The organism is Galbibacter mesophilus (assembly GCF_023721415.1).
GTDB lineage: Bacteria > Bacteroidota > Bacteroidia > Flavobacteriales > Flavobacteriaceae > Galbibacter > Galbibacter mesophilus.
In genome coordinates this window covers 56906-76152 of record NZ_JAMQVC010000002.1, presented here as the reverse complement: position 1 = coordinate 76152, position 19247 = coordinate 56906, and the positions used below count along the sequence as shown (strand labels likewise).

16 protein-coding genes are annotated in these 19247 nt (G+C 37.0%); 3 read left to right on the top strand and 13 right to left on the bottom strand.

Annotated features, from left to right (window positions below; genetic code table 11):
• Positions 1–84 precede the first annotated feature (84 nt).
• The 10 genes from NDQ75_RS07320 to NDQ75_RS07275 all read right to left on the bottom strand — a co-directional run bounded on the left by NDQ75_RS07320 (position 85) and on the right by NDQ75_RS07275 (position 11718).
• On the bottom strand, positions 85–903 hold the full coding sequence (locus tag NDQ75_RS07320; RefSeq protein ID WP_202026805.1) for an enoyl-ACP reductase FabI: 819 nt from the start codon (positions 901–903) through the stop codon (positions 85–87).
• Between the two features lie 432 nt (positions 904–1335).
• Entirely contained in the window at positions 1336–3813 is a 2478-nt protein-coding gene (locus NDQ75_RS07315) for a TonB-dependent receptor domain-containing protein (protein WP_207190408.1), read from the bottom strand.
• Between the two features lie 74 nt (positions 3814–3887).
• Positions 3888–4691 (bottom strand): AraC family transcriptional regulator, encoded by an 804-nt coding sequence (locus NDQ75_RS07310; RefSeq protein ID WP_202026804.1) that lies wholly within the window; start codon positions 4689–4691, stop codon positions 3888–3890.
• A gap of 22 nt (positions 4692–4713) precedes the next feature.
• Positions 4714–6375 (bottom strand): DNA repair protein RecN, encoded by a 1662-nt coding sequence (gene recN, locus NDQ75_RS07305; protein ID WP_202026803.1) that lies wholly within the window; start codon positions 6373–6375, stop codon positions 4714–4716.
• 225 nt (positions 6376–6600) lie between these two features.
• On the bottom strand, positions 6601–7491 hold the full coding sequence (porD, locus tag NDQ75_RS07300) for a type IX secretion system protein PorD (protein WP_202026802.1): 891 nt from the start codon (positions 7489–7491) through the stop codon (positions 6601–6603).
• A complete protein-coding gene (gene coaBC, locus NDQ75_RS07295) occupies positions 7484–8695 on the bottom strand; it encodes a bifunctional phosphopantothenoylcysteine decarboxylase/phosphopantothenate--cysteine ligase CoaBC (RefSeq protein WP_202026801.1) in 1212 nt (403 codons plus the stop codon). Before coaBC ends, porD begins: the two co-directional genes overlap by 8 nt.
• 6 nt (positions 8696–8701) lie before the next feature.
• Positions 8702–9022 (bottom strand): DNA-directed RNA polymerase subunit omega, encoded by a 321-nt coding sequence (locus NDQ75_RS07290; protein ID WP_202026800.1) that lies wholly within the window; start codon positions 9020–9022, stop codon positions 8702–8704.
• 7 nt (positions 9023–9029) lie between these two features.
• Positions 9030–9845, bottom strand: coding sequence for an outer membrane protein assembly factor BamD (locus NDQ75_RS07285; protein ID WP_202026799.1), 816 nt, complete (start codon positions 9843–9845; stop codon positions 9030–9032).
• Positions 9846–10300: 455 nt separating this feature from the next.
• Positions 10301–11194, bottom strand: coding sequence for a 4-hydroxy-tetrahydrodipicolinate synthase (dapA, locus tag NDQ75_RS07280; RefSeq protein WP_202026798.1), 894 nt, complete (start codon positions 11192–11194; stop codon positions 10301–10303).
• Between the two features lie 2 nt (positions 11195–11196).
• Positions 11197–11718: a DUF6913 domain-containing protein gene (locus tag NDQ75_RS07275; RefSeq protein ID WP_202026797.1), complete on the bottom strand. Its 522-nt coding sequence runs from the start codon at positions 11716–11718 to the stop codon at positions 11197–11199.
• Positions 11719–11785: 67 nt separating this feature from the next.
• Between NDQ75_RS07275 and NDQ75_RS07270 the strand changes: the two genes are divergently transcribed.
• Both NDQ75_RS07270 and NDQ75_RS07265 read left to right on the top strand, forming a co-directional pair.
• Positions 11786–12550: a 5'-nucleotidase C-terminal domain-containing protein gene (locus tag NDQ75_RS07270; RefSeq protein WP_202026796.1), complete on the top strand. Its 765-nt coding sequence runs from the start codon at positions 11786–11788 to the stop codon at positions 12548–12550.
• Between the two features lie 3 nt (positions 12551–12553).
• Positions 12554–13459, top strand: coding sequence for a bifunctional metallophosphatase/5'-nucleotidase (locus tag NDQ75_RS07265; protein ID WP_202026795.1), 906 nt, complete (start codon positions 12554–12556; stop codon positions 13457–13459).
• Here the strand turns inward: NDQ75_RS07265 and NDQ75_RS07260 are convergent.
• Both NDQ75_RS07260 and ligA read right to left on the bottom strand, forming a co-directional pair.
• Positions 13443–14117 (bottom strand): lysoplasmalogenase family protein, encoded by a 675-nt coding sequence (locus tag NDQ75_RS07260; RefSeq protein ID WP_202026794.1) that lies wholly within the window; start codon positions 14115–14117, stop codon positions 13443–13445. The genes NDQ75_RS07265 and NDQ75_RS07260 overlap by 17 nt on opposite strands.
• A 4-nt stretch (positions 14118–14121) precedes the next feature.
• The gene (ligA, locus tag NDQ75_RS07255; RefSeq protein ID WP_202026793.1) at positions 14122–16116 is read right to left on the bottom strand and encodes an NAD-dependent DNA ligase LigA; all 1995 of its coding nucleotides are present in this window, start codon (positions 16114–16116) and stop codon (positions 14122–14124) included.
• A 103-nt stretch (positions 16117–16219) separates the two neighbouring features.
• Between ligA and NDQ75_RS07250 the strand changes: the two genes are divergently transcribed.
• Positions 16220–17461 (top strand): alpha/beta hydrolase family protein, encoded by a 1242-nt coding sequence (locus tag NDQ75_RS07250; RefSeq protein ID WP_202026792.1) that lies wholly within the window; start codon positions 16220–16222, stop codon positions 17459–17461.
• 5 nt (positions 17462–17466) lie between these two features.
• Here the strand turns inward: NDQ75_RS07250 and NDQ75_RS07245 are convergent, their stop codons facing one another.
• Positions 17467–19230 (bottom strand): efflux RND transporter periplasmic adaptor subunit, encoded by a 1764-nt coding sequence (locus tag NDQ75_RS07245; RefSeq protein WP_251762023.1) that lies wholly within the window; start codon positions 19228–19230, stop codon positions 17467–17469.
• Positions 19231–19247 lie beyond the last annotated feature (17 nt).

Below are 19247 nucleotides of genomic sequence, written 5' to 3'. Positions count from 1 at the left end.
TATAAACAATAAAGCTGTTTAAAAAGTGAATTTTAATCATGCTTCTCACTTTTCAAACAGCTTTGTATCATTATTTTCGGCAAATTAATCTTCTTTCATGAATTTAGCCATTACCTCATCACTTACACCCGTATTTGAGAAACCTCCATCATGGAAAAGATTTTGCATAGTTACTTTTCTCGTAAGGTCTGAAAATAAACTTACGGTATAATCAGCACACTCTTGAGCGGTTGCATTCCCAAGTGGTGACATCATATCTGCATAGGCTATAAATCCATCAAATCCTTTTACACCTTGCCCAGCGGTTGTTGGAGTTGGTGACTGGGAAATGGTATTTACTCTTACATTTTTTTCTTTTCCGAAGAAATATCCAAAACTTCTAGCAATAGATTCTAAATATGCCTTGTTATCTGCCATATCATTATAATCTGGGAATACACGTTGTGCCGCCATATAGGTTAAAGCTACAATACTTCCCCATTCGTTCATGGCATCTTTTTGGTACAAAGTCTGACAAACTTTATGGAAAGACAACGCAGAAACATCCCAACCTTTTTCGGTAAAATCGTATTTCTCGTCTGTATAATGTCTTCCTTTTCTAACATTTATTGACATACCGATAGAGTGCAAAACAAAATCTATTTTTCCTCCAAGAATTTCCATTGATTTCTCTACAAGGTTTTCCAACTCTTCAACATTGGTAGCATCTGCTGGAATAATTTCAGATCCGGTTTTTTCAGCCAGCTCTTTAATCTGACCCATACGCATCGCAATAGGTGCATTTGTCAATACAAAAGTAGCTCCTTCTTCATGAGCCTTCATGGCTGTTTTCCAGGCGATTGAATTTTCATCCAATGCTCCAAAAATGATTCCCTTCTTCCCTTTTAATAAATTATATGACATATTTCTTTATGGTTAATTGCTTATTCAACTTAAGAAGTCCAAAATTATCTAATTTATTTTAATTGTAATGCCTTTATTATGATTTTATAACACTCGCGCTAATTGTACCTACACTTTATATGTTCATTTTTTTCATCGATAAAAAAACGAACCAAATCCCGAAGCTTCGGGACTAGGCTTGCTATAAAAATATAAGAAAATACTACACAACCCACAGCTACTGATAAAAATAACTCGCCCTTCCTACGGTCGGCCTCAAACAGATTTTTATCATTTATCCACCCTGCTTCTTTGATTTTCAATATTTTTCTAGACAGGCCGAAACTAAAAGTTTGTCTAAACAACCGTACGTTTAGCCTAAATGATGATTTTAAAATGCCTTTTTGGCACAATTGCCCTTCGTTAAATTTTCAGACAAAACTTCAAAAACCGCTAGAATTCACGTTTTCCAAACTCGCTTTCTATAAACTTCGATTTGTTTTTATTCTGATTAAAGGTGTATGCCAGGTTTAAAATTACCATATCAACTTCATACACATAATTTGTAGTGGTATAAAAGCTCCCCGGTTCCTGGGTTGTAATTCGTTGTTCATTGGTATCAAAAAGTCCCATATCCATATTCATCCACTGCAGGGATGCGGTTAGCTGATTGTTGAAAAACGATTTCTGAAAAGTAAGATTGGGGGAATAAAATCGGGAATCTTCTCCCTGCGCGGTTTGCCTTTCAGATAAATAATTAAAGGTAAACTGAAGCGAAGCGGTATCTGAAAAATCGTAGGTAGAATTCAGGTTGATGGAATATTGCCAGCTGTTTTCATCAATTGTTTTGCCGTTGAAATTACCGTCTATTTGATAATTGTAAATGTTCAACCCAACAAAATTAGACCATTTTTCTGCCACTTCAATTTCTGATCCCACTTCAAAACCTAGGGATTTACCACTTCCTATGTTCGAATAGATTCTATTTAAAATAGTATCGTTATAGACAGTATTCACACGATTTATGAGGTTATCAACATTTCGGTAATAAGCCGTAAGATATAAAGAATTTTTCTCTTCAAAAGATTTGGTTACCCCTATTTCTGCCAAATCAATAAATTCCGGACGTAACGTTGGGTCCCCTTGCTCCAACGTTTCTGAATGCTCACGTTCGGGAAACGGATTCATTTTAAAAGAAGTTGTTCTTTCCACGCGCTTGCTGTATGCTGCTTTCAGTTTTACGTCGTCATTTACCGTGTATTGTATTGCTGCGGAAGGAAATAGCTTTACATAATCATACATGTACGTAGTATCTACCACTCCAATTTTATCTTTCAAATCCAAATTCCTGTCCATCGCTTCTAAACGAAGTCCGGCGCTGTATTCCCATTTGTCCATAGATTTTGAAAGTTGAAGATATCCAGAATGAATTTGACGGGTTAAATCAACTTCACTGGAAAATTCGGGAACCAATTCGTACTCTCCCGTATTTTGATTTCTTCGTTCGTATACAAAATCCCCTGTGTGGTCTAAATTTCTGAATTGATATCCTGTCTCCAATTGACCGATGGATAAAGGCTTAAATTGGTAATCTACTTGAAAACGCATCCCGTGAAGCGGATTATCATTGGTATTAAATTCATCCTGTAAAACTACGCTGGTGTCGGGAAAACCGAGATTCAAATTCGTAGTAGGGCCACCCAACAGTGTATATTCATATAAAAAAGAGGTTGAAATGTTAGAATTGTTTTTAAAGGTATGTGCATAATCAAAACTTCCTAGCACAAAATCCCCTTTCCGAATCCGTAAATTTTCATTAAAATATTGGAAGGTATAAATACGATCGCCGCCATCCGCAGGGGTGATTGCGTGATTATCAAAATACAAAATATCTGCCGTACGGTCTTTGGAACGCTTTCCAGCATAAAATCCAACGGAATAGGTGTTTAGTGTGTCTGGAGTAAAATCCACTGTAAACCTTCCGGAATAATTTACCTCATCAAAACTACGTTCTCCATCCGAAGGAAAACGGGTTAAGGTATCGTTTATTATGGTGAACACGTCTCCTTCCCTTCTACCTTGAATATCGTTGCGCTGGTAACTGGCGCCCATGGAAACATTCCAATTGCCTTTTCTAATATTATGTGTAATATCGGCACCATAACGATGCGCTGGTTCGGCATTGTCATAATCTTCAATACTGGGAAAACCGCCTCGCACATTTATTTGGGTAAAAGTTCCATCTGCAGCACCTTTTTTAGTAATGATGTTCAAAATTCCAGCTTTTCCCTCTGGGTCGTATTTTGCAGATGGTGCCGTAATAAGCTCCACTCTTTCTATAGCATTTGCCGGTAACTGTCCCAAAATCAAAGTAGCATTGGACTGAATAGGCTTACCGTTCAACAACACTACAAAACCTTCGCTTCCCCGAACTGATATTTCCCCTAAAGCATCTACTGAAACAGATGGTAAGTTTTTTATAACGTCGGTACCGCTTCCGCCGAGACTATTTTTAAAAGCGCCTGTCTCGTAAACCTGTCGGTCTACTTTATTAATTACTGTTGCTTTCTTTCCCGATAAAACCACTTCATCTAAAAAAAGCTGACTCGGATTAATACCTATAGCACCAACATCTTTCTTTTGGTTCCTTTTAGCTAGCGTAAATTGAGACCCTTTTTTGGTTTCATAGCCTATAAAAGACGTTTCCAAAAAATACGTTCCTTTTTTAACATCCTCCAAGGTAAATTCTCCATTTTGCCCTGTTACCACTCCGGTTACCAAAGTGTTTCCACCTGCCTTGTAAATAGCTACCGTAGCATATTCCAGCGGCTCACCATTGGTGGCATCTACCACACGACCGGTAACCTGAGCCTTTACGGTAGGCAATGCAAAAATTAGAAGTAAGAAAGTTAAAAATAAAATAGAACGCATGGTTTGGTAAGTTTTTAGTTCGATGGGCAAAAATAAAAGTAATATTTACCTTAAAATGGTCTATTTGAATTTTATTATGGTCTATTTGATGTATTTCTGAATTTTAACGGAGTCATACCGTTATGTTTCTTAAAATAGCGCACAAAATGAGAATCATCCTTAAAATAAAGCGTGTACGCAATTTCTGAAATAGATTTCGATGAAAACCGTAAAAGTCGTTTTGCTTCTTTATTTATATGATAAGCAATGATTTCTGTGGTAGTCTTAGAAAAATTTTCTTTGCACAACTGATTGAGTTTTTGATTGCTCACGCCGAGTTTATCTGCATAAAATCCAACATTATTAACAGGACTCTCAGACAATAACTTTAAAAACTCTTCTGACTTAGAAAGATTTTTGTGCTCCAATTTTTTATTAATCTGTGCCAATAATGCTTTCAGCAGCCCTTCAAAATAATGCTTATTCGGATGTAAACTTTTATTGAATTCCGTTACCAATAGCGAAAACAGTGTTTCTACCAAATTCGGATTTTCGCATCGCTCTTCATGATGGTTTATTAATTGAAACAACAAGCTATTAAGCGTTTTGTCGGATGTGTTTTCTAGAAATTCCTCTTTAAAAATTATTACATAACCTTCCGGATTGTTACTGATGTCCCAATAATGAACAGCATCTTTTTTTATGAAGTAAAAGGTAGGCGCATGGATTTTATATTCTTTATCGTCTATGAAATGATATCCTTCTGCCTTGCTTAAATAAACAATTTCAAAATATTTATGGTGTCTATGCGGCCTTGTTTTTCGTTTGGCAGGATCAAACGGGGCTATTTTTAAGTCTGCGTAATGGCTTATTTTGTTTTTAACAGGGATATCATTCATCAACTTTGTCGTTTGCCATGCACTAATTTTTCTTCAGCAATAATTCCTTAGCATGCGCTGTAGCAGCATCAGAAACTTCTTTTCCACCAAGCATCTCTGCAATCTCCCTAACTCGTTCTTCCTCCGACAATTCTTTCATCTGGGAAGCAGTCACTCCTTGGTTGTCTTCTTTAAACACTTTGAACTGGGCGTCTCCTTTAGCGGCTACCTGTGGAAGATGGGTTATGGTAAATACCTGCATGGTTTTGCTCATTTGTTGCATAATCTCCCCCATTTTGTTGGAAATTTCACCGGAAACCCCCGTATCTATTTCGTCAAACATAATAGTGGGTAAGTGCATGTATTGCGCCAAAAGGGATTTTATAGCGAGCATTATTCTAGAAAGTTCCCCTCCAGAAGCCACTTTTCTCAGCTCATTAAAACTTCCTCCTTTGTTTGCTGAAAATAAGAAATGAAGTTCATCTTTTCCATTTGAAAAGTACTTACTCGTTGCTTCCAAATCAATTTTAAACTGTGCATTGCCCATTCCAAGCTCTTTTAATACCGCTTCCAAATGTTTTTTCAATGCAGGAATGGCCTTTTCCCTGTTTGTTCTAATAGTTTTGGCAATGGCATCCAATTCTTCTTCTTGTTTTAAAAGCTCCAACTGCCGCTCTTTAATATCGCTTTCCAAACTTTCTGTTTTGGAAACTTTTTCAGCCAGTTCTTTTTGTACCGCCAGCAATTCTGATATCTCTAAAACATGATGCTTTTTCTGTAAGCTATAAATCAACTGAAGCTTGTTGTTCACCTCCTCCAATTGCTGAGGATCGGCTTCCAAACCTTCCTCTAAGCGTTGGATTTCCACGTGAATATCATCCAGTTCAATCAAAGCAGATTGCACCCTTGAATACAGCTCCTTATAAGAAACTCCAAAATGCGAAAGTTTATTGAAAATCGTTTTCAATTCATTGAGTCCGCTTAACGTCCCTATTTGCTCTTCTCCTAAAATTTGTTGTGCATGAGAGATGCTCTCTGAAATCTCCTCTACGTTGTTCAATTTTTCGTAGGTCGCCTCCAGCTCCTCAAGCATTCCTTCTTTTAAATTGGCAGCTTCTAACTCTTGCAACAAAAAGGAATTATAATCGTATTCCTTATCTGCCTCCTGCTGAAAATCAATCAGTTTTTTGAGTTCTTTTTTAATTTGATGATACTGTGTTAGTTTTTGGGTGTATTTCTCCAATACTTTTTCATTGGATGCCACCGCATCTATCACCTTAAACTGAAAATCGTTATCGGTTAATTGCAACGTTTGGTGCTGCGAATGGATATCTATAAGCTGAACACCTAGTTGGGATAGTACATCTAACGTTACGGGCGTATCGTTTATAAAAGCTCGGGATTTTCCGCTGGGTAAAATTTCCCTTCTAATGATAGTTTGCTTTTCAAAATCAAGATCGGATTCTTTAAAAAAGTCTTCCAATTGATAGTTTTCAATCTTAAAACTTGCTTCAATCACACATTTTTCTTCGCTGTTCTTAATACTGCTCAAATCGGCCCTTTTCCCCAGCACCAATGAGAGTCCGCCCAAAAGAATCGATTTACCAGCTCCGGTTTCACCCGTAATGGTTGTAAAACCTTCAGAAAAACGAACTTGGAGATGATCTATTAAAGCGTAATTTTTTATAGTAAGCGTTGCTAACAAAGTTTCTTGAATTTAGTTTCCCAAAGATAATTGTTCTTCAAACAGAAATAAAATATTGTGGATTTTTTATGAATGAATTGCCGAAAAGTGCCACGGATGCACGGATGTTAGTTTTATGGGTGTTGGGTGTTAGGTTTTGGGTGCGGGAAGCAAAAAAAAGCTTACTGCGTATTGCTTAATGCGTCCTAAAAACAAACAACTCATAATTTACGACTTGTAACTTGGCTAATATTTTATACGAGACCAAGTATCTGCATACAAAGGAGCAATCTGATTTAAGGTTTCTTTCAATTTGACAATATCGACTTTTGGACCTCCAGAAAAAACATTGGCGATTTCCTCAGATTTAGCGTCGAAGAAAGCTTGAAGCACAAAGGAATTTGGACGCACGTCGTTCAATCGATCAAACAATTTCATGGAACCTGCAATGGACTCCTTGGCCAACGTAGCATTGTCCACAAGCTTATCCAATCCCAAACGATGGTAATTATAAAGTGCCAATCTGTACTCTTTAAAAGTATTTGATAAAAGGTTATCTACCAATTCCCATCGAGTTCTATTGCCATCAACTTGTTGCCAACCACTGTAGCCGCTTCCTTGAGCTAGATTCACAATATTTTGTGCCTGCTTAAAATAAGGCGTTCCTCCTTCTTTTGTAAAAGTATCGGCATCCACTCCCAGCATTATGTAAACATAATATGTGATAACCGATGTAAGATTTGATTCGAATACATTCGGATTAAAATATATGGGAGCAAACTCTACATAATTAAAGGTAAACTGCTTATCTTGATAATTAAATACAGGTGATTGGTAGGTAGAATTGTAAACTGGACGGTTAGATTGCACCTGAATGGTTGCATTGAAGGTAGTGTTTTCGTAATTCGTAACGGTAATCATCATACTGCACTCAATACGCTCCGCACTACTGTAGTTACGATTAGTCCATTTGGTTTGGTTAACGTAATCGTTAAGTGATTTTTCCAGCGTTTTGAAAATCTGCTGGTTGGTTTGATTTACCTGTTCCGAATTTACAATCACGGTACAGTTAAGCTCTTGCGCCAATGTAAATTGAGCTACGCATAAAAAAACGACACATAAAAGCTTCCTAACCATGAAAACGACGCAGAATTTCATTAAAAATATCGATAGCAACTTCTGTTTTCGACTTTAATGAAAACGGAATGCTATTCAATTTCTTATCTATAAAAGTAACTTTATTTGTTGATTTTCCAAAACCTGCACCTACATCATTCAAAGAATTTAAAACAATAGCGTCTAAATTTTTGATTTTCAGCTTTTTTTGGGCGTTTTCCAATTCATTATTCGTCTCCAACGCAAAACCTACTAAAAACTGCTTGGTTTTAACTTCCCCTAAAGAAGCGAGGATGTCTTTTGTAGGTTCAAGATTAATTTGAAGTGCAGCTGTTTTCTTTTTAATTTTTTCTGAAGCTACTTCGGAAGGTCGGTAATCGGCAACCGCTGCAGAAAGGATAGCAATATCCACTTGATTAAACACCTGATGGGTCGCGTTGTACATTTCTTCGGAAGAAGTCACACGAACCAGTTTCACATGGGAGTGTTTCAAATCTAAATGCGTAGGTCCCGAAATTAAAAACACCTCAGCCCCTAAATTTGCGGCTTCCTTAGCCAAGGCATAGCCCATTTTCCCACTGGAATGGTTACCTATAAAACGGACTGGGTCTATTGCTTCATAAGTAGGTCCTGCAGTAATAAGCACCCTTTTTCCTTTAAGCGGAAGTTTAGAAATTACATCCTTTTCAATGAAAGAAACAATTTCTTCAGGCTCTGCCATTCTACCTTCTCCAACCAAACCACTAGCCAATTCCCCGTGACCGGCTGGTATAATTACATTTCCAAAAGATTGTAAAGTATCAAATGTATTTTTAGTAGATGGGTGTTTGTACATATCCAAATCCATCGCCGGAGCAAAATACACTGGACATTTAGCAGATAAGTACGTAGCCAACAAAAAATTATCAGAGGCGCCACTGGCCATCTTGGAAAGAGTGTTTGCAGTTGCTGGAGCAATGACCATTACATCTGCCCACAAACCCAAATCTACATGATTGTTCCATACTTCGCTGCCTTCTTCATCATTGGTAAACGAAGAATACACCGGATTTTTAGATAACGTAGAAAGCGTTAAAGGGGTAACAAAGTCTTTTGCACTTTCTGTCATTACCACTTTAACGCTTGCTCCAGCTTTTATAAATTGTCGAACTAGGTAGGCCGACTTGTAAGCGGCAATACCACCAGTAATACCCAGTAAAACCTTTTTGCCGCTAAGTATGGACATGCCCTACTATTTTTCTGTATTTCTGTAATAAATCTTATCGTTTAACCACTCTTCCACAGCAATTGCATGTGGCTTAGGCAGTTTTTCATAAAATTTAGAAACCTCTATTTGCTCTTTATTCTCAAAAATCTCTTCAAGACTATCAGTATATGTAGCAAACTCTTCCAATTTCTCAATCAATTCCTTTTTAATATCTCCATTAATTTGGTTGGCACGCTTAGATATAATTGAGATTGCCTCATAAATATTATTTGTAGGGACATCTATTTCATTTCTATCATACGTTACGGTAGAAACCGGTGCTTCAGAATTTCTTAATTCGCTCATAACTTTTTTATTTACTGTATTGTTCCATTAATTGTTTAAAATCTGCCATCTCATTGGTCAATTCCTCATTTAATTTGGCAGCTTTTTTTGCATATTCGCCTTCACTAAACTCGGCTACTAATTTATTGTACGCAGCCTGCGCATCGTTAATACGTTCTTCTTTTTTTGAATAGATACTATTGATTGCTAAATTGTACCTGGCCAAAAAGTTGTAATACAAAGCGTCTTCTTTGTATACCGATCCCGGAAATTCTTTGAAAAATAGTTCAAAAGATTTTATTGACGCGTTATAATCTGATATTCTATTGTATTGTTTAGCAATTTCAAAAGCTTTCTTTTCCAATTTCGCCCTTAGTTCAGCCACCATTTCATTGGCTTCTTCCATGTATTGAGACTCTGGATTGGTATTGATAAAAACCTGCAATCTGCTAATTGCCTTTTCGGTCTCTGTTTGGTCTAAACTATATCTTGGAGAAGTTAAATACTGACTTTTAGCTCCTAAAAAGGCCGCTTCTTCTGCCTTGTCGCTTCGAGGGTAAGACTTAGAAAATCGCTCAAACTGATAAGCCGCCAGAAAATAATCTTCCATTTGATAATACGAATTGGCATAAAAATATATGAGTCGCTCTCCTTGAGGTTTCCCTACGTATTGCGGTACAATTTGCTCCAAAAGTCTATTCGCACGTTTATAATCCTCTTCGTTATAAAGCTTTTCTGCCATTTCGTACTTTTTCTTAACATCACTGTCCTTCAACACTTTTTGGTATTCGCTACAGCTAACAAAAGTAAAAACGAAAAAAATTGCTAAATATGTATATTTCATAAACTTACGACCCTTTGGAAGGTAATTATTTTTTAGCTCCAATAAATTTGTATTACACGTATTCCAAACAATTGGAGTACAGATATTTTATCGGGCAAAATTAGTTAAATATATGTAATTTAAAAAACTATTTTACGAAGTGAATATAATGAACTCATCTCGACTTTATCTATTTCCTAAAAAATGATTGAAATTCGCCTATATTTCGTTACTTTTCTTATCCTTAGCGATGCTATGCCTTTCAATAAGTGCCTCATCTAGACTAATTTCACTTCATTTTCGGTTAAACACAAAAAATCAAGATGAGTTCAATGTCCTTTTTTAAGGTAAGACGCGCTTCAATGAATTTTATTATTAGTTTAACGCATCCCACCCTGTTTTTCATACAAAAAATAGGCTCAACCGTTAGTCAGTTAAGCCTATTTATTAAAGAATCCCGTATATTCAAATAAGAATTATCCTTTTATCTTGTTGGTAACCAACAGAGGAAAACCGTTTATTTTTTCCTTCAATGCATCCGTAGCTGGTACTAAAGGAAGTCTTGTTAACGCAGTGCTCAAACCTAAGTTTTCAAATACAGCCTTGATTCCTGCCGGATTACCTTCCTCAAAAATATATTCCATAATGTCCATTAATTGAAAATGGATGTGATTAGCATCGTCTAAATTTCCTCTCAAAGCATAACGAACCATGGATGAAAATTCTTTTGGAAGCCCTTGACCAATTACGGAAATAACCCCAGCTCCACCAGCCAAAACCATTGGCAAGGTAATCATATCGTCGCCAGAGATAATTAAAAAATCTTTTGGTTTATCCTTAATAAGTTTCATTGCCTGAACAATATCACCAGCCGCTTCTTTTACTCCAATGATATTTTTAAAATCGTTAGCTAATCTAATGATGGTTTTTGGCAATACATTCGAACCCGTTCTTCCAGGAACGTTGTATAAAATGATGGGCAAAGGAGAAACTTCTGCAATTGCTTTGAAATGCTGATAAATCCCTTCCTGTGTCGGTTTGTTGTAATAAGGAGACACACTTAATATGGCATCAAAAGCAGAAAAATCGCTTGATTTTAATTCATTTACCACTTCCGCAGTATTATTCCCTCCAACACCAACTACCAATGGCACGCGACCGGCATTGGCGTTTATAATAGTTTGTTTTACAAGTTCTTTTTCCTCTTTGGAAAGCGTTGCAGATTCTGCAGTAGTCCCTAAAACTACCAAATATTCCACTCCACCGTTTATGGAATGGTTTACAATATCCACAAGTGCTTCCACATCCACACTTAAATCTTCTCTAAAAGGGGTTACCAGGGCAACTCCTGTTCCTAAAAACTTTGACATAATTATATCTTTTTTAAAATAGTAAGGTACTTAACCAGCTCTTTGTTGAACATGGTAAAATCCTTTTCATCTACCTTTAGAACCAAATCGTTTAGCGCTTCCAATTCGTTACTAATGCCTACTTTTAAATCACTTTTACATAAGGCGGAAACTAATTGCAAATAAATATTTGGTTCTGAGTAATAATTTATTGCAATGTCATATTCCTTCTTTAAAAAGACACCGATTTCTTCCGTTTTTACTTTTCCTTTCATTCCGAAAGACTCATCAGAAAAAACCGGAATTAAATAGTTTACATTTTTATACATTTTAGACACATAACCTACAATAGATACGTTTTCATTACTTACGTTTATTGCTTTGGCTATATCCAAAAGTGGCTTATAATCTACCAATTTATCGTAATCGATAATGATTGCTAAAGAACGTACTACATCGTTTTCTTTACCGTACCGATTAGGTCCTGTAATTGCCGATTGTATTGCTTTTTTTATTGATTTTTCTTTAAGGCCCTTAAAAATCATTCACATTTCCATTATTTTTGCAAATGTAAAACTTTCAATACATCCAGCTATTAAAATTAAGAATCTTATGCGCATTAAAACAACACATTTTGTTACATTTATAACAATGTTGGTTTTTCTAAGCTGCAAAGAGAATTCTACGAAAGTTTATAAGATTTCAGGTAAAGAAATTAAAATCACCGACTCCCTTCAGGGAATAGACAGTCTTAAAAATTTTATCACTCCCTACCGCACCCATATCGAAGAAGTTCTTGATGAACCTTTAGCTTTCAGCACGACCTCTCTTTCTAAAGACCAAGGCGAGTTGAACACGGCTATCGGAAATTTAATGGCCGATATTACTTATGAGCAATCCAACCCAGTTTTCCATAAAAGAACGGGAAAGAATATCGATTTTGTTTTGCTTAATCACGGAGGCATAAGGGCGTCGCTGCCTAAAGGAAATATTAGTAGAAGGACCGCTTATCAACTCATGCCTTTTGAGAATAAAATATTGGTTTTGGAACTTTCTTCAGAAAAAATTGAGGAACTGATTGAATACCTTGTAACAAACCAACGCGCTCACCCAATTTGCAAACAAATTCAAATTGTTTTAAATAAAGATAATTCGTTAAACAGCGTAACCATTAATGGTGAAAGTATTGATAAAGAACAAACCTATTTTGTAGCTACTTCCGATTATTTAGCTTCGGGAGGCGATAAAATGGACTTTTTTAAAAACCCTATTTCTTCTACTGACCTTGATTATTTACTTCGGAACGAATTGATTGATTATTTTCAAAAAGTAGACACTATTAGAGCCAGTATTGATAACCGCTTTTATAAACAATAACCAATGAAGAGAAGGCAATTTTTAAACAGCACCATAGCAAGTACAGCATTTATTAGTGCTGGCGGATTATCGCTCACGGCTTGCAACGGAACTCCCAAAAAACACCTTACCATTCTTCATACAAACGATGTGCACAGCCATATCGACCCTTTCCCTGCCAACCACGCAAGAAATCCTAACGCGGGAGGTGTTGCAAGAAGGGCCCAACTCATTGAATCTATCCGAAAAGAAAATCCGAACATGCTACTTTTTGATGCAGGGGATATTTTTCAAGGAACTCCTTATTTCAATTTTTATGGAGGTGAAATTGAGTTTAAGCTGATGAGTATGCTGAAATATGATGCCGCTACCATTGGCAACCACGATTTCGACAATGGTATTGAAGGTTTGTTCACCCAACTGCCGCATGCTAAATTCAACCTGATCAACTCCAATTACGACTTTAAAAATACCATTATGGACGGGAACGTGGATCGGTATAAAATATATGTCAAAAATGGACTTAAAATCGGGGTGTTTGGTTTGGGTATAGAGCTGGACGGACTCGTAAGCAAAAAACTGTACAAAGAAACGGTCTACCTAGATCCTATTAACATTGCCCAAGATATTACCAAAGAATTAAAAGAAAGTGAAAACTGCGATTTGGTTATTTGCCTTTCACACTTGGGTTATCAATACAATTCCGACAAAGTTTCTGATATTACACTGGCTAGAAACACCGAGAACATCGATCTTATTATTGGCGGACATACGCATACGTTTATGGATAAACCAGTAGTAGAAACCAATCGAAAGGGTAAAAAAGTTCTCATCAATCAAGTAGGTTGCTACGGAATTTACCTCGGAAGGATTGATTTTTATTTCGACGCCAACAAAAAGTCTTCCGAAGGAATTAGTATAGACGTTTAAATTCGAAAGTGTTGATGAACCTCATCAAAAAGAAGTAACAAATCACCTTTAAAACCACTACGGTAACGGTATAAAAAAATAAGGGCACAATAAAATTATGGATAGCCGTCATAATATCCGCCAGTAAAAAAGAAACCGAAATAAGCACCGGATAAAGATTTATTTTCTGTTCGTTATTGAAATAATTCACCAAAGCTATAATGGTGAAAGAACTCAGTACGATGGAATATACTATTATGAAGGGATACAAATCCCCCATTTGCTCTCCGAAAATATCTTTTATAGAATAGTTGAAATAGATAAACCAAAGTATAATAACCGGCACAGCCGAAAAAATGAGCTTTTTAACATCAAAATCACGAATGGTACAGAAACAGGCTATGGCTAAAATAAGGTAACTCAAACCGTAACTAACCAAAAAAGCACGAGTGGTAAAAGGGGTGAGATGTAAGGTAAAAAGGTCTCCCAAAAAACAAAACAGTAAAATAACCACAGGAACGATGTCCACTTTTGCTTTGGAAAAGTAATAGTTAAAGAAAACGATAGGAATTAAACTTGCCTTGGCAATATTGGCAACCAAATTGATATCTAAAACCCTTGTAACAAAATATAAAATGCTAAAACCAAAAAAGAGTTTTAGAAGGTTGCTATTTCCCATACATTTAAAGCATTGCTAAAAATTCATCTTCAGAAATAAGGGGGATTCCCAATTTTTCTGCTTTTTCCTTTTTACTCGGTCCCATTTTATCCCCGGCCACCACGTAAGTAGTTTTAGAGGAAATGGAGGAAGCCACTTTCCCATTATTGTCCTCAATCAATTTTTTAAGTTCATTTCTAGAAACTCTTTCAAAGACACCAGAAACCACGAAAGTAAGTCCTTTAAATTTATCGGTTAAATTTTCAAGTTGTTCCGCAGCAATTTCCAGTTGAACGCCATATTGTTTTAGTCTTTCAATAATGGCAATATTCTTTTCATTCTGAAAAAACTCAACTACACTTTCGGCGATTCTAATTCCGATTTCATCCACCTGCACCAATTCTTCGGCGGAAGCGCTCATTAAAGCGTCAATATTTTTGTACTCTTTCGCTAGTTTCTTTGCTACGGTTTCACCCACGAAACGAATTCCCAAAGCGAATAAAACACGTTCAAACGGAATTTCTTTGGACTTTTCAACTCCATTTATCAAGTTCTCTGCCGATTTATCTGCCATCCGTTCTAACGGAATTACATCTTCTTTTTTCAGCGTGTACAAATCAGCATAGCTATCTATTAGTCCTTCCTTGAAAAGCAATTCTACCGTTTCCCCTCCAAGTCCTTCAATATCCATGGCTTTTCTGGAAATAAAATGTTGGATACGACCTGTAATTTGAGGGGGACACCCATAAGTATTGGGGCAATAATGCTGCGCTTCACCATCTTTACGAATAAGCGGTGTGTCACATTCTGGACAATGGGTTATGTATTCCACAGCTTGGGCTTCGGGAGATCTTTTTGTAAAATCGATTCCGACAATTTTAGGAATAATCTCCCCTCCTTTTTCCACAAAAACCGTGTCGTTTATTCGTACATCCAACTTCTCAATTTGGTCGGCATTGTGCAAAGAAGCCCTTTTTACGGTAGTTCCGGCTAATAAAACTGGCTTTAAATTAGCCACCGGAGTAATAGCACCTGTTCGCCCCACTTGGTAGCTAATACTTTCCAGAACAGTAGAAACTTGCTCGGCTTTAAATTTATAGGCCATTGCCCATCGCGGGGCTTTGGCAGTATATCCCAATTCGTCTTGATGCTGAAAATTGTTCACTTTTACAACCACGCCATCAATTTCATAGGGCAATTCATGGCGATGTTTATCCCAATGAGCAACAAACTCCAACACCTCATCCGTATTTTTGCAGAGTTTTGCAACTTCGGGCACTTTAAATCCCCATTCTTTGGCTTTTGTCAAGCTTTCAAACTGGCTACTCACATTTAAATTTTCGCCAACAATATTATAAAGCAAACATTCCAAGGGACGTTTCGCCACCTCAGCACTGTCTTGTAGTTTTAAACTTCCACTCGCCGTGTTACGCGGATTCATATACGGTTCTTCTCCGGCTTCAATTCGCTCTTGGTTCATTTTTGCAAAGCCTTCCAAAGGCAAAACTATTTCCCCTCGAATATCAAATTTCGGCGGGTAATTCCCTTTCAACTTTAATGGTACCGACCTAATGGTTTTGACATTATTGGTAACATCATCCCCTTGAAAGCCATCACCACGGGTTATAGCACGAACTAACTGACCATTTTCATAAGTTAGGCTCATAGAGGCACCGTCGTATTTTAATTCACAGGTAAATTCTACCGATGCATCGCCTAAAATACGTTGTATCCGCTTTTCCCAATCTTCCAGATCTTCTTTAGAGTAGGAATTATCCAAAGAATACATCCGATGTGTATGCACCACCGTTTCAAAATTTTTGGTAACCATTCCACCTACACGAACCGTAGGCGAATTAGGATCAAAAAAATCTGGATTGGCTGCTTCCAATTTCTGAAGCTCTTTCAGCTTCATATCAAAATCGTAATCGGAAATCTCGGGATTATCCAACACATAGTAGTTGTAATTATGCTGGGAAAGTTCTTTGCGGAGCGATGCTATTTTTTCGGCTATATCCATTGCTAAAATACGTTCGTATGTCACAAATATAACATAACAGTTAATCATAATCCATTAAAAGGATTCCTTTTATTACTTTTGAAAAAACCAACCCATAAACAAAATGAAATTTTCCACCCTTTTAACCATTTTGGTGCTTTTTTCCACTCCAATTTTCACTTTCGGTCAAACCAATACAACCCATCCCCTGCCAGAACTTTTGGTAAGTAATTCAGGAAAAAAAATAAAAAACGTAAGTAGTTGGGAAAAGAAAAGGAGAAAAGAATTGATAGACCTTTACGAAACACATGTTTACGGAACTTTCCCAAAAGAAGAAATCGAAATTCGGCATGAGGTAACTTCTACGGATGAAAATGCGCTCGGCGGGAAAGCCATTCAGAAAAACATTATCATTCATTTTATAAAAGAACGTGATACCGTAAAAGCAGATTTACTTATCTACCTTCCAAAAAAAGTAAAACAACCTGCACCCTTATTTTTAGGACTTAATTTCTTCGGAAATCATAGCGTGCACCTTGATAAAAACATTCCTTTACCCAAAGGATTTATAAGGGATAATCCAGCATTTTATATTTTTAATAATACAGCTACCGATAAATCGCGTGGAGTACGAACAAACCGTTGGTCTATTGAACGTATTTTAGACAGAGGTTACGGTATTGCTACCATGCATTACGGTGATTTTGCACCAGACAATCCAACGAAATTTCAAGAAGGAATCTACAAGCTTCTCGCCAAAGAACAACTAAAAAACACAGGTGCCATAGCAGCTTGGTCTTACGGATTGAGCGCCGCCATGGACTATTTGGTAAAAGATAATTCTATTGATAATAATAAAATTGCTGTATTTGGGCATTCACGACTTGGAAAAGCAGCTTTATGGGCGGGTGCTTTGGATGAAAGGTTTGCCATGGTAATTTCCAATGATTCCGGTTGTGGTGGTGCTGCTTTATTTAGGCGCGACGTGGGCGAAGACATTGAGGCTATCAACCGAATTTTCCCACATTGGTTTACGCCAGAGTTTCACAAATATGCAGAAAAAGAAGAAGAACTACCTGTTGATCAGCACATGCTTTTAGCGCTTATAGCGCCTAGACCTGTTTACGTTGGAAGTGCAGAACAGGATGTAAATGCTGACCCGTACGGGGAATATTTGTCTTTGTACCATGCAAATCCAGCTTATGAGCTCTACGGATTTAATACCCTTCCCTCCGAAAGCCTTCCTGAACTAAACAAACCCTTACTGTCTGAAATGCAAGGATACCACATACGTGGTGGCGCTCATGATATGGCGCGCTTTGACTGGGAAAGTTATATGGACTTTGCTGATGGGCATTTTAAATAAAAAAATCAATAAACACTATCGATTACAGAGCCACAAGTAAGCATTGATTCTCCGTAGTACGGATTTAAAATTTCTTTTGTGCTACTTATCCAAACTGCACCATGGTTGTTATGTGCCATCGGGCATTTTTGAATATACAATTTCTGGTTCACATTATGAAGATTCTTAATCAAAGGAACCATGTTTTGGTTTAAAACAACAAATTGTTCCCGTTGATTTTCAATATCAGTAGTTCCCAAAATAGCAGTAAGCGCTTTTTTAATTTCAGTTAAATGGATACTTTGCATTTTTTCCATTTCAGATTTGGGAATTGCATTGATTTGCTCCAAAGTAAGCTGTGCGAAAGTCTGAATATCTTCAATTTTTTCACTTACAAAAGCATCTTTCATCTGTAAATAAGGTTTTATACTTTTTCTGAATTTCTTCCCTGCCTCTGCGGAAAGTTCTATTTTCGTTTCAGAAATAGCAGATACATTCTTAGATTGATTCATCATTGATTTTTTACCCTGCAATTGCGCTGCCGCATCTACGGTAAAAGTACCATTGTTTACGATTTCTTCACCGTTGGTTACTCCCGATAAAATAATATACCCATCTTGATACCGATTGCCCAAAACTACTTCTCGCATTTCAAAAACCGGTTCGTTGGGATTCGTTTTAACATACACCAAAGAGCGCTCCCCTGTCCACATAACCGAACTGGCTGGAATAATAAGCTGTGAACCTCCATTAGCGTCTTTCGCCTCAGTTTTACCGGTAACAAACATTCCAGGTTTCAACAATCCGTTGTTATTATTAAGAATTGCCCGTACAGTCACTGTTCGGGTTTGGGTATTCAAAACAGGATCTATAAACGAAATATTGGCATCAAATTCTTTATCGGGATAGGCGCTGCTGATAACCTTTATCTTTTGACCTTTACTGAATTCTGAAATTTGGTTTTCGTAAGCATCAAATTCTGCCCAAACTGAAGCAAGGTTTGCTGTTTGTAAAATTGCCATTCCATCTGTAATGTGTCCGCCTTCAGACACATTTAAAGCAGTTACGACACCATCAATATGGGAATAAATTGTAAGGCTTGTTTTAACCGTTCCCAATTTTATTACCTGGTTCACCTCATCGGAAGGGATTCTCCAAATTTTAAATTTATTTTTAACAGCTTCAAAAAGCTTTGGTTGGGATTCTTTCAATTTGGTAGCCGTAATGAGCTCTTGTTGGGCAGCTACCAATTCTGGCGAATAGACAACCGCAATTGCTTGCCCTTTCCGCAAGGTCTCTCCCAAGGTTTTCACATATAGCTTCTCAATTCTACCATTGAAATGGGCAGACTGAGTAAAAGTTTTATTTTCATTTGGTTTGATTTTTCCGGAAAGAGAAATCGTGTTTTCACCATTCTTGGAATAGCTACCAACAATAGTCGTTTCAATATTGGCCAATGCCACAGCGTTCTTGGACATTTTAATTTCGTTGGGAGCCAATCCATCAGCACCCGATTCCGCTGGAATTAAATCCATCCCACAAATTGGGCAATCTCCCGGCTCGGGCTGCATAATCTGCGGATGCATCGAGCATGTCCACATTTGATTTTTCCCCACTGCATCATGGTCATGATTTGTAATCGCTTCGGAAGGATTCTCAACAGATTTTATTTCTTCGGAAGAACCGCTAAAAATAAGCCACCCAACCATAAAACCTATGATGAGCGCAACTGAAGTGAGTAATATATTTTTCTTTGTCATGCTATTTTTGCTTTTATAAAACTTTTCCATCTATCTTTTTTTGAAGG

Coding starts and splice junctions, on each gene's coding strand:
- NDQ75_RS07320 (WP_202026805.1), bottom strand. CDS start 903: ATGTCATATAATTTATTAAAAGGGAAGAAGGGAATCATTTTTGGAGCA.
- NDQ75_RS07315 (WP_207190408.1), bottom strand. CDS start 3,813: ATGCGTTCTATTTTATTTTTAACTTTCTTACTTCTAATTTTTGCATTG.
- NDQ75_RS07310 (WP_202026804.1), bottom strand. CDS start 4,691: ATGAATGATATCCCTGTTAAAAACAAAATAAGCCATTACGCAGACTTA.
- porD (WP_202026802.1), bottom strand. CDS start 7,491: ATGGTTAGGAAGCTTTTATGTGTCGTTTTTTTATGCGTAGCTCAATTT.
- coaBC (WP_202026801.1), bottom strand. CDS start 8,695: ATGTCCATACTTAGCGGCAAAAAGGTTTTACTGGGTATTACTGGTGGT.
- NDQ75_RS07290 (WP_202026800.1), bottom strand. CDS start 9,022: ATGAGCGAATTAAGAAATTCTGAAGCACCGGTTTCTACCGTAACGTAT.
- NDQ75_RS07285 (WP_202026799.1), bottom strand. CDS start 9,845: ATGAAATATACATATTTAGCAATTTTTTTCGTTTTTACTTTTGTTAGC.
- dapA (WP_202026798.1), bottom strand. CDS start 11,194: ATGTCAAAGTTTTTAGGAACAGGAGTTGCCCTGGTAACCCCTTTTAGA.
- NDQ75_RS07275 (WP_202026797.1), bottom strand. CDS start 11,718: ATGATTTTTAAGGGCCTTAAAGAAAAATCAATAAAAAAAGCAATACAA.
- NDQ75_RS07270 (WP_202026796.1), top strand. CDS start 11,786: ATGCGCATTAAAACAACACATTTTGTTACATTTATAACAATGTTGGTT.
- NDQ75_RS07265 (WP_202026795.1), top strand. CDS start 12,554: ATGAAGAGAAGGCAATTTTTAAACAGCACCATAGCAAGTACAGCATTT.
- NDQ75_RS07260 (WP_202026794.1), bottom strand. CDS start 14,117: ATGGGAAATAGCAACCTTCTAAAACTCTTTTTTGGTTTTAGCATTTTA.
- ligA (WP_202026793.1), bottom strand. CDS start 16,116: ATGGATATAGCCGAAAAAATAGCATCGCTCCGCAAAGAACTTTCCCAG.
- NDQ75_RS07250 (WP_202026792.1), top strand. CDS start 16,220: ATGAAATTTTCCACCCTTTTAACCATTTTGGTGCTTTTTTCCACTCCA.
- NDQ75_RS07245 (WP_251762023.1), bottom strand. CDS start 19,230: ATGGAAAAGTTTTATAAAAGCAAAAATAGCATGACAAAGAAAAATATA.